The sequence below is a fragment of the Sandarakinorhabdus sp. genome, assembly GCF_040398645.1.
In the GTDB taxonomy this organism is placed as follows: Bacteria; Pseudomonadota; Alphaproteobacteria; order Sphingomonadales; family Sphingomonadaceae; genus Sandarakinorhabdus.
In genome coordinates this window covers 1-9,615 of sequence record NZ_JBBATR010000008.1, presented here as the reverse complement: position 1 = coordinate 9,615, position 9,615 = coordinate 1, and the positions used below count along the sequence as shown (strand labels likewise).

At 63.6% G+C, this 9,615-nt stretch carries 9 protein-coding genes, 1 tRNA gene and 1 riboswitch; of the genes, 8 read left to right on the top strand and 2 right to left on the bottom strand.

From position 1 onward, the window contains the following. Positions 1-1,823: TonB-dependent receptor plug domain-containing protein (locus ABWP50_RS03275; protein ID WP_353216560.1), on the bottom strand; the 1,823-nt coding region annotated here is incomplete at its 3' end. 226 nt (positions 1,824-2,049) lie between these two features. Here ABWP50_RS03275 and ABWP50_RS03270 point away from each other — a divergent pair. Continuing rightward, positions 2,050-2,134, top strand: a tRNA-Leu gene (locus ABWP50_RS03270). A gap of 394 nt (positions 2,135-2,528) precedes the next feature. Beyond that, entirely contained in the window at positions 2,529-3,170 is a 642-nt protein-coding gene (gene bluB, locus ABWP50_RS03265; RefSeq protein WP_353216559.1) for a 5,6-dimethylbenzimidazole synthase, read from the top strand. 6 nt (positions 3,171-3,176) lie between these two features. Here bluB and cobU read toward each other — a convergent pair whose 3' ends face one another. Continuing rightward, the gene (cobU, locus tag ABWP50_RS03260) at positions 3,177-3,692 is read right to left on the bottom strand and encodes a bifunctional adenosylcobinamide kinase/adenosylcobinamide-phosphate guanylyltransferase (RefSeq protein WP_353216558.1); all 516 of its coding nucleotides are present in this window, start codon (positions 3,690-3,692) and stop codon (positions 3,177-3,179) included. Positions 3,693-3,717: 25 nt separating this feature from the next. Then, positions 3,718-3,921: riboswitch (cobalamin riboswitch) on the top strand. A 152-nt stretch (positions 3,922-4,073) separates the two neighbouring features. Here cobU and ABWP50_RS03255 point away from each other — a divergent pair. The 6 genes from ABWP50_RS03255 to ABWP50_RS03230 form a co-directional block, all read left to right on the top strand. Further along, positions 4,074-5,978, top strand: coding sequence for a TonB-dependent receptor plug domain-containing protein (locus ABWP50_RS03255; protein WP_353216557.1), 1,905 nt, complete (start codon positions 4,074-4,076; stop codon positions 5,976-5,978). Then, a complete protein-coding gene (locus ABWP50_RS03250) occupies positions 5,978-6,985 on the top strand; it encodes a threonine-phosphate decarboxylase (protein WP_353216556.1) in 1,008 nt (335 codons plus the stop codon). Before ABWP50_RS03255 ends, ABWP50_RS03250 begins: the two co-directional genes overlap by 1 nt. Continuing rightward, the gene (gene cobO, locus ABWP50_RS03245) at positions 6,982-7,593 is read left to right on the top strand and encodes a cob(I)yrinic acid a,c-diamide adenosyltransferase (protein WP_353216555.1); all 612 of its coding nucleotides are present in this window, start codon (positions 6,982-6,984) and stop codon (positions 7,591-7,593) included. The genes ABWP50_RS03250 and cobO overlap by 4 nt, the downstream gene beginning before the upstream one ends. Continuing rightward, on the top strand, positions 7,593-8,405 hold the full coding sequence (locus ABWP50_RS03240; protein WP_353216613.1) for an ABC transporter substrate-binding protein: 813 nt from the start codon (positions 7,593-7,595) through the stop codon (positions 8,403-8,405). Before cobO ends, ABWP50_RS03240 begins: the two co-directional genes overlap by 1 nt. Further along, positions 8,402-9,367 carry a FecCD family ABC transporter permease gene (locus ABWP50_RS03235; protein ID WP_353216554.1) on the top strand — a complete coding sequence of 322 codons (966 nt, stop codon included), beginning with the start codon at positions 8,402-8,404 and terminating at the stop codon, positions 9,365-9,367. The genes ABWP50_RS03240 and ABWP50_RS03235 overlap by 4 nt, the downstream gene beginning before the upstream one ends. Continuing rightward, positions 9,364-9,615, top strand: a 252-nt coding sequence (locus ABWP50_RS03230; protein WP_353216553.1) for an ATP-binding cassette domain-containing protein, incomplete at its 3' end; no start/stop codon positions are given. The genes ABWP50_RS03235 and ABWP50_RS03230, both read left to right, overlap by 4 nt.

Here is a 9,615-nt window from a genome sequence, read left to right as displayed (position 1 = left end):
CGCGGTGGGTTGAACGGTGCGATGGCATTCAGGAAGGTCAGGCCAGAGCGGGTGACTTCATCGAAGCTAGAGAAGCTGCGTTCCTGGCGCCATTCGCCGCCAACCGAGAAGGCCACCGGGCCGCCCGGCAGTTCAAACAGTTTGCCGAGATCGCCAGACACGTTGCCAACGACGTTATACTGCTCGGTCCACTGCCGGCGGCTGGAGACGTGGCCAACATAGGCCAGCGCATCTTGCTGCGGCGCGCCCAGGCCGAACAGATTTATCGGGCGGCAGGCCGGATCATCGTTGGTGGTGATGGCGTCGTTGTTGATCGAGCAGACGATCGCGCCAGCTGCGTTGCGCACGGCGTTCACCGAATTGGTGAAGCGGGTCGTTTGGACGTTGCCGCGGGTTTGATAGAAGGTATCAACCCGGCCGAAGTTCAGCGCTACGCTGTAGCTCCAGGTATCGAGGAAGCTGCCCTGCGCACCCACCACGAACCGCATCAGTTCACGGCTGTGGTTCTCACCACGGCCACCAAAATCGATGTTGAAGCGGCTGATGTTGAAATTGCCGCTGGCCGGCAAGCTGGTTGTCAGCAGGTCACGGGCCTGCTGGGTCAGGAACGGATTGCTGACATTCAGGGTCGGGTTCAGCGCGCCGGACGAGAAGGTCGGCTGGCCTTCCTGCAAGGATTCGGTGCGCACCCACTTGGCTTCGAAATAGGGGCGGAACGCATCCGACACTTCGTAGCTGCCGATCAGGTTGGCAGCATAACGCGTGTTGCCGATCTGCATCAGGCCGGTTTCACGCAGCGTGGAGCCAAGGCCGCCTTGCGCATTGCCCGATCCGAACGGACGGAAATCGCGAGTAACCGAATTGAGCACAAGATTGCCGTTTGGCTGGAACACGAACACATTGCCGAATTGCGAGGTGTTGGTGGAGTTGAAGACGCCGCCGCAATTGAGGGTGGCACGCGCGCCGGGGGCGACGCCCTGGCAGGCCGATGTGTAGGCACCGCCGGTGGAAATGCCAATGTTCTTGATGCCGGTGGTGAAGGTGGTGTCAAACGTCCCGTCGCCGCCCGGCAGTTCGCCGCCGCCATTGGGGCCGGTGGTGCCGGTGTTCTGCACCAGCTGGAATTGTGAACGGCCCGATACGGCGCCAGTGTTGCTGCGGTCCGAGAAAAACAGTGGGTCGCTCTTGTTGTACTCAACCGACGCCGCAATGTTGCCGCGGCCACCGCCAAAGTTGGTGCCGGCGGTCAGGGTGGCAAGATATTGGTTGGAATCGCCGCGCGACGAGGTGCCGGCCTGCACGCGGCCGGTGATGCCCTGGAAATCGCGCTTGAGCACGAAGTTGACAACGCCGGCGATGGCATCGGAACCGTAAACCGACGAGTTGCCGCCGGTAACGATGTCAACACGCTCAATCAGATCGACCGGGATGGTGGACACATCGACGGTCTGCGCGCCGGGCTGCGACGACACGTGGCGAAGACCGTTCTGAAGAACCAATGTGCGCGCCGTGCCCTGGCCGCGCAGATCGAGGATCGACAGACCGGCGGTGCCAATGAAGCGGCCCGAGTTCTGGCTGGTGAAGGTCGGACGGAACTGCGGCAGCAGGGCCAACCGGTCACCGATGTTGACGCTACCGCTTTGCAGCAGTTCGCCAGCATTGAGCGACACCACCGGCACGGTGCCATCAATGCCTTCGCGCGCAATGCGCGAGCCGGTGACGACCATCATCTCGGCTGCAGGTTCCTCAGCGCCCTGCGCGACCTTGGTGCCGGATTGATCCTGATCTTGGCCTGCAAAGGCCGGAACAGCAGCGATGGCCAAGGCGGATGCCCCAGCAAGAATCATTGAACGCATGAGAGCCCCTCATTTGCGGTTGAAAGTCCACATGACCAAATCGTGACAGGATGAAAAGGCCAGAGTCGCTTAAGTTGTCAGGCGGCGACATTGGACGTTGAACCTGTTGTAAAATTGCATCAGGCTGGCCCCGCTCCAAGCTACACAACAGGCATTGCCCTGCCGCCAGCCTTGCGCTAACCGGACACGCAGTGCCCTTGTGGTGGAATTGGTAGACGCGTCCGACTCAAAATCGGATGGAGAAATCCGTGCTGGTTCGAGTCCGGCCAGGGGCACCAATCTTTACTATTCCTAGACATTGTTCCGATGTCTAGGCATGTCCTAATGGGCTGAACCGCGTTGATGTCCGGCGCGGACAACGAGGGCGAAAACATTAGTTTTCCGACAGGCCGAGGCGTCTGCCATACAATCCTGAGCCGCGTTCGAGCAAACTGTTCGACATACCGGGTCGGAATGCTTTTTCGCACGGAAAGGCTTCGGTCAGGGTATTCCGCAGATGTTTGTTGGCTATGAGCGAATTTCTGCCGACAGCGGCTGGCAACCTCCTGATCCGGGGTGTTGTGACGACCGGTTTAATCCGCCAATGGAAAGACTGACGACGGGACAAACTTCGCACGGGAGCGTCCGCGGTCTTCCGCTCTGGTCAAGCAAGGCTTAAGCACCGTCGTGCCTATGTACCCAGTGTCAGCACCTTCATTCGATGCCGAATTTCGCGCCGCGCTGTTGACTTTGTTCGAATGGCGCCGCGATGTTCGGCAATTCCGCTCTGATCCGCTGCCGCCGGGGCTGTTGGCGGAACTGCTGGAAACGGCGGCGCTGGCCCCCTCGGTGGGGCTTAGCCAGCCGTGGCGGTTCATTATCGTGGACGACCCGGCACGCCGCGCCGCGGTGAGTGATGATTTCGAGACGTGCAACGTTGCCGCGCTTACCGGCGAGGCCGTGGACTGGGCAGCGCGTTATGCCGGGCTCAAACTTGCAGGGCTCGACCAGGCCCCCTGTCATCTCGCGGTATTTGCCGACTCCAACCCGGCGCAAGGTGGCGGCCTTGGCCGCGGGACCATGCCGCAGACTGCGGTATGGTCTGCGGTCATGGCGGTGCATACGCTATGGCTTGCGGCTCGCGCCGCCGGCCTTGGTGTTGGTTGGGTCTCGATACTCGATCCAAACGCCGTCGCGCGTATCCTCAATGTCCCGGCAGAGTGGGCCTTTATCGGATATTTTTGCATCGGCTGGCCGCAAACTGAGGAACGCACGCCCGAGCTTGAACGCGAAGGCTGGGAACAACGGCAGCCGCCGGTAATCATTCAGCGTTAAACTCGGCTATTTCAGCCGAAGCGAAAGCCCGGCCGCAACGAAATGCACCGTGTCCGCCAGCGCGGCGATGGCCTGATGCAAGCGTCCGACATCGTCGCGAAAGCGCCGTGCCAGGGCGTTGTCGGGCACGATGCCGAGGCCGACCTCGTTGCTGACCAAGATGATCGGGCCGGTTGCGGCGCCGATGGCCGCCAGCAGATCGGTTGCCTCGGCACTCGCGTCCGCATCGGCAAGCAACAGGTTGCTCGACCACAGCGTGAGGCAATCGACCAGCACGATATTGCCGGTTATTGCCTCGCGTCCGACCGCTGCCGGCAAGTCCAGCGGGCAATCCACGGTGCGCCAGCGCGGCCCACGGTCGGCGCGGTGGCGCTGGATGCGGTCCGCCATTTCAGTATCGAAGGCCTGTCCCGTCGCCAGATAGACCAGCGCACCCGATTGCGCTTCGGCAAGCTGTTGCGCCAGACGGCTTTTCCCCGACCGGGCGCCGCCGAGGAAAAACGTCACGTTGTTTGTCGTCACGCTTGCCCTTTCATCGTTACCTGAATATCGAGCCTATGCGACAGGTTTCCAGAAATGGAAATAATAGGGAACCCGGGAGCAGGCTTCATGCCTGCAATCCGGGGCTGTGCCCGCAACTGTGACCGGTGAGCGGTCGCTCCAAATGCCACTGGCGGCGCAAGCTGCTGGGAAGGCGGAGCGGACGCGATGACCCGGGAGCCAGGAGACCTGCCTGTCGCGGTCGGTCCTTTGTCCTGACGGGGTGTTCGGGATGATCGAGGGTAACCTCGCGCGGGCGGCATCGTAGGAGGTGGCGCGCGTGAAGGGTTTCGGCCGTTTCGCAAGACTGCATGACCGTGCCCGCCGGGTGCGCTTCCTCCCGTTGTTCAACACGGAGGTTCCATGCGCTTTTCCACTGCTCTCTTGATTACCACCGGCCTTACCGCTTCGTCGTTTGCACCAGCAATGGCACTTGATGCGCCGGATACCATTGTCGTTACCGCCAACCGGTCGCCGCAACCGCTGTCGCGCGTCGGCCAATCGATCAGCATCGTCGATTCCGCCGAACTCGCGCGCCGCCAGACGGCAAGCGTCGTCGATATCCTGCGCACCTTGCCGGGTGTGTCGATCGCCCGAAATGGCGGGATCGGCACCTCGACATCGGTGTTCATCCGCGGCGCCGACAGCGACCAGACCGTGACATTGATCGACGGCGTCAAGCTCAACGATCCGTCGTCACCCGGCGGCGGCTTCAACTTCGGCAATCTGCTAGTCGGCAATATCGACCGCATCGAAGTGCTGCGCGGCTCGCAATCGGTGCTTTGGGGCAGCCAGGCCATCGGCGGCGTGATCAACATGATTACCCGCCCGCCGACTGAAACACTCGCGGCCAATCTGCGCGGCGAATATGGCTACCGCGACACGGCACAGCTTGTCGGCAATGTGTCCGGCAAGGCCGGGCCGCTTTCCGCCAGCGTCGGGGCGGGGTATTTCCGCACCGATGGCATCTCGGCGTTCAGCGAAGCCCGTGGCGGCACCGAACGCGATGGCTATGAAAACTACGGCGCCAATGCCAATTTCAACCTGGCGATCAACAACGCCATTTCGATCGACGCGCGCGGCTGGTATTCCAATGGCAAGGTCGGGATCGATGGCTTTCCCGCACCCAGTTTTGCCTTTGCCGACACGCTGGAAACCTCCAGCACCCGTGAAATCGTTGCCTATACCGGCCTGAATGCGGCATTTCTCGATGGTCGTTTCCGCAATCGGTTGGGCTTTGCCTATACCGACACGCGCCGGCGCAATGATGACCGGGGCACGGAAACCTTTGCTGGAAACGGGCGCAACGAGCGGCTGGAATATCAGGGCATTTTCGACATTGCCGACGGCTGGCAGGCGACTGCCGGGCTGGAGCGGGAAACCTCGCGCTTTACTTCGTCGAGTTTTGGCGGCGCCCCCACGATCGGTCGCGCGCGGATCGACAGCATTTATGGCCAGCTCATTGCCACACCTGTCACCGGCCTGACCCTGACCGGCGGGGTTCGCCATGATGACCATAATCGCTTCGGCGGCGCGACAACGTTTGGCGCCAGCGGTGTCTACACGCTTGCTGCGACCGGTACGGCGTTTCGCGCCAGCTATGCCGAAGGCTTCAAGGCGCCGTCGCTGTTCCAGTTGCAAAGCAATTTCGGCAATCAGTTGCTGCGGCCCGAACGATCGAAGGGCTGGGATGCCGGGATCACCCAGAGCGCGCTTGGTGGTACGGTGGAAGCCAGTGTCACCTATTTCAAGCGCAACACGACGGACCTGATCAACTTCATCTCGTGCGTGCGGCCTTTGACCGGCATCTGCGTCAATCGTCCGTCGGGCACCTATGACAATGTTGCCGAGGCGCGGGCCGACGGTATTGAAGTCGGCCTGGCGTTGCGCCCGGTCGATGCGTTGCGGGTGCAGGCGAACTATACCTATACCAACGCCGTCAACCGTTCGCCCGGCAATGCCAATTTCGGCAAGCTGCTGGTGCGCCGCCCGCAACACAGCGTCAGCACGCTTGTCGATTACAGCTGGTCGTTCGGGCTGACGATGGGCGCGACATTAACGCATGTCGGCACCAGTTTCGACAATGCCGGCAACACCCGCAAGGTTCCAGGATATGTGCTTGCTGATCTGCGGGCATCCTATCCGGTCACGCCGAATATCGAGGTTTATGGCCGTATCGAGAACCTTTTCGACGAAGGCTATGAAACCATCTTCCGCTATGGGCAGCCCGGCCGGGCTGGCTATGCCGGCGTGCGGTTGCGCTATTGATGGCGGCGGCGCGCGCCATTGCAGCCTTTACCGTCCATGGTGGTCGGATCGGGTTGGCGCGCGCCGCATTTGCTGTTGATGCCGATTGGATCGATCTTTCGACCGGCATCAGCCCCTGGGCGTATCCGGCCCGGATTGACCCGGCCGACTTGCACCAATTGCCCGATCCTGCTGGCCTTGTCGCGCTGGAAACAGCGGCGGCGGCGGTTTTCGGCAGCGATCCGGCGCAGACAATTGCCGTGCCGGGCAGCGATATCGGGCTGCGGCTCGTTGGCGCGCTGGCCGGGGCGCAGCGCCCGGCAGTGCTGGGGCCGGGCTATTCCGGGCATTTGGCGATGTGGAGCGCGCCGCAAATGGTCGATGCGCTTGTAACCGCCGGGCATGACGCGCTGGTGCTGGCGCGACCGGGAAACCCCGATGGCATGATCGTCGATCGACAGCAGCTTGGCGTGGCAGCGCGCGAACTGGCGGCAAAAGACGGCTGGCTGATTGTCGATGAAGCCTATGCCGATGCCGGGGGCGAGCCGAGCATCGCCGCCGAGCGCTGGCCGGCAACGATCGTGCTGCGCTCGTTAGGCAAGTTTTTCGGGCTAGCCGGGGTGCGGCTGGGCTTTGTCATCGCGCCGCCGCCGCTGGCGGGCCGCTTGCGCCGGATGCTGGGTGACTGGCCGGTGTCGGGCCCGGCCATCACCATCGGCACGGCGGCCTATGCCGACACCCCGTGGCAGGCCGGGCAGCGCACCCGCATGACTGGCATGGCAGCCGAGGTCACTGCGCTTCTGGCGGCGGCCGGCCTGACCCCTGTTGGCGGCACAAGCTGCTTCACGCTGGTTGAAACCGGCGATGCCGCGGCGCTGTTCACCCATCTGGCCGAACACGCGATCCTTACCCGGCCTTTTGCCGACAATCCGCACCGGTTGCGCATCGGCCTGCCGCCCGACGCACAGGGTCTGGCGCGCCTCGCATCCGCCCTGCAAACCGCCCCGCAATCAAGGCCCCCAACATGACCGAAACCGAAACCGATTTTGCCGCCCACAACGCCCGCATGAAGCGCGTGCAGGCGGCCCGGGCGCGCATCCAGGCGCGGCACACGCTGGAACGCGGCTTGCTGATCGTCCACACCGGCAACGGCAAGGGCAAATCATCCTCGGCGTTCGGCATGGCGATCCGCAGCTTGGGCTGGGGCATGAGGGTCGGCATCGTGCAATATGTAAAGGGCGCCTGGGAAACCGGCGAAAAGAACTTTTTCCAGGCCAATCCCGATCTGGTGACCTTTGAAGTGATGGGGGACGGGTTCACCTGGGACACGCAGGACCGCGCCAAGGACATCGCCGCCGCCAGGGCCGCATGGGAACGATCGAAGGCGCTGATCCTCGATCCGGCCTATGATTTCATCATCCTCGATGAACTCAACATCGTGCTGCGCCACGACACGCTGCCGATTGCCGAGATCGTCGAATTCCTGAAGGATCGCCCGCTGACCAAGCATATCTGCATCACCGGGCGCAATGCCAAGCCGGAACTGCTCGAAATTGCCGATCTGGTCACCGAATTTGGCGAAGTGAAGCACCCGTTCAAGGCGGGTTTCAAGGCGCAAAAGGGTGTCGAATATTGATGCGTGTCGCCGCCTTGATGCTGGCCGGCGCCGCCATTCCCGTACAGGCGGCAGATCGGTTGCGTATCGTGTCGATCAACCCGTGTGTCGATGCGATCCTGATGCATGTTGCCGACCCGGGCCAGATTGCCGGGATCAGCCATTATTCCAAGGATCCGCGCGCCAGTTCGATCAGCGTTTCACAGGCGGCGCGATTCGAGGCGACCTCGGGCACGGCCGAGGAGGTGGTGGCGCTGGCGCCGACGCTGGTGATCGCGGGTGCGCATGTCGCACCGGCAACGATCGCGGCGCTGAAACGGATGAACATCGCCTTGTTGCAACTGGGCGTGCCCGAAACCATCGCGGAAAGCCGCGATCAGATCAGCCAGATTGCCGCCGCCACCGGCCACCCGGAACGCGGCGCCCGCTTGAATGCCGGGATCGATGCCGCCGTGGCCGCCGGCCATGTGGCCGGGCCACCGGTGCCGGCGCTGATCTGGCAGGGCGGCGGGCTGGTGCCGGGCAACGACACGTTGGCCAGCGAGTTGCTGCGCACCACCGGCTTTCACAACCTCAGCCATGATTATGGCCTGAAGAAATGGGATGTGCTGCCGCTGGAATATCTGGTGGCGCGGGCGCCCCGGATGCTGTTTTCGGTCGGTGATGCGCGGGGACAAGACCGGATGCTCGGTCATCCGGCGCTGAAGCGGCTGGCCGGGCATATCGCCATCCGCCCTTATCCCGAACGCCTGCTGCGCTGCGGCGGCCCGACAATCATCGATGCCGTGGCGGCGCTCGCCAGCGCTCGTCGCAGCCTTGGCGAAAAGTCATGACGCACCGGCTCAACCTTGTGCTGATGCTGGCACTTGTCGCTGCGATGCTGCTGTCGCTGGTTGCCGGCAAGGTCTGGGTGCCGTTTGCCGCTTGGCATGGCGACGATCCGCGCTGGCTGATCATCATGGAGTTGCGGGCGCCGCGCACCGTGCTGGCGGCATTGGTCGGGGCGGCGCTGGGTCTGTCGGGTGCGGCGATGCAGGGCTATCTGCGTAATCCGCTGGCCGATCCGGGCCTGTTCGGCGTGTCGTCGGGCGCGGCGCTGGGGGCGGTGATTTCGCTGTTTTTCGGTTACACGGCGCAGGTCTGGTTGCTGCCGGCCTTTGCGCTGACCGGCGCGGCTGTCTCGATGGCGCTGCTGGCGCTGCTGGTTGGGCGTTCGGGCAGCCTGATCGTGTTCACGCTGGGCGGCGTCATCCTGTCGAGCATTGCCGGATCGATGACGGCGCTGGCGATCAGCCTGGCGCCGACACCGTTTGCCACCTCGCAGATCGTCACCTGGTTGATGGGGGCGCTGACGGATCGAAGCTGGGACGATGTGCTGCTGGCGCTGCCGCTGATCATGGTGGGCGGCGCCCTGCTCGCCATGACGGCGCGCGCGCTCGATGCGCTGACACTGGGCGAGGCGGCGGCGCGGTCGATGGGGGTCGATCCGTTGCGTCTGCAGATCCTGATCGTGGTTGGCGTCGGCATCTGCGTCGGCGCTTCGGTGGCGGCGGCCGGCATCATCGGCTTTGTCGGGCTTATGGTGCCGCATCTGGTGCGGCCCTTTGCCGGCTATCGCCCATCGGCAGTGCTGCTGCCATCGGCGCTGGGCGGGGCGCTGCTGCTGGTGGTTGCCGACAGCCTGGTGCGGGCGGCGCCGACGGTCAGCGAGTTGCGGCTGGGCATCGCCATGTCGATGCTCGGCGGGCCGTTTTTCCTGGCGCTGCTGTTGCGCATGCGGCGGCAATTGCCATGAAGCCTGCGGCGACAACTGGAACGACGCTGGTGGCGGCAACTGTAACGACGCTGGTGGCCGATACGCTTTCGCTTCACCTTGGTGACACAACGGCGCTGGATGCCGTCAGGGCGACGTTCGCTTCGGGGCAGGTGACGGCAGTGCTTGGCCCCAATGGCGCCGGCAAATCGACCTTGCTCGCCTGCCTGGCCGGGCTGCGCGCGCCGGATTCCGGCGTGGTGCGGGTTGGCGGCGTGGTGCGCGGGTTG

What these genes read in the sequence shown, in the direction of transcription:
- ABWP50_RS03235 (WP_353216554.1), top strand. Translation starts at nt 8,402, where the DNA reads ATGACGCACCGGCTCAACCTTGTGCTGATGCTGGCACTTGTCGCTGCG.
- ABWP50_RS03255 (WP_353216557.1), top strand. Translation starts at nt 4,074, where the DNA reads ATGCGCTTTTCCACTGCTCTCTTGATTACCACCGGCCTTACCGCTTCG.
- cobO (WP_353216555.1), top strand. Translation starts at nt 6,982, where the DNA reads ATGACCGAAACCGAAACCGATTTTGCCGCCCACAACGCCCGCATGAAG.
- ABWP50_RS03250 (WP_353216556.1), top strand. Translation starts at nt 5,978, where the DNA reads ATGGCGGCGGCGCGCGCCATTGCAGCCTTTACCGTCCATGGTGGTCGG.
- bluB (WP_353216559.1), top strand. Translation starts at nt 2,529, where the DNA reads ATGTACCCAGTGTCAGCACCTTCATTCGATGCCGAATTTCGCGCCGCG.
- ABWP50_RS03240 (WP_353216613.1), top strand. Translation starts at nt 7,593, where the DNA reads ATGCGTGTCGCCGCCTTGATGCTGGCCGGCGCCGCCATTCCCGTACAG.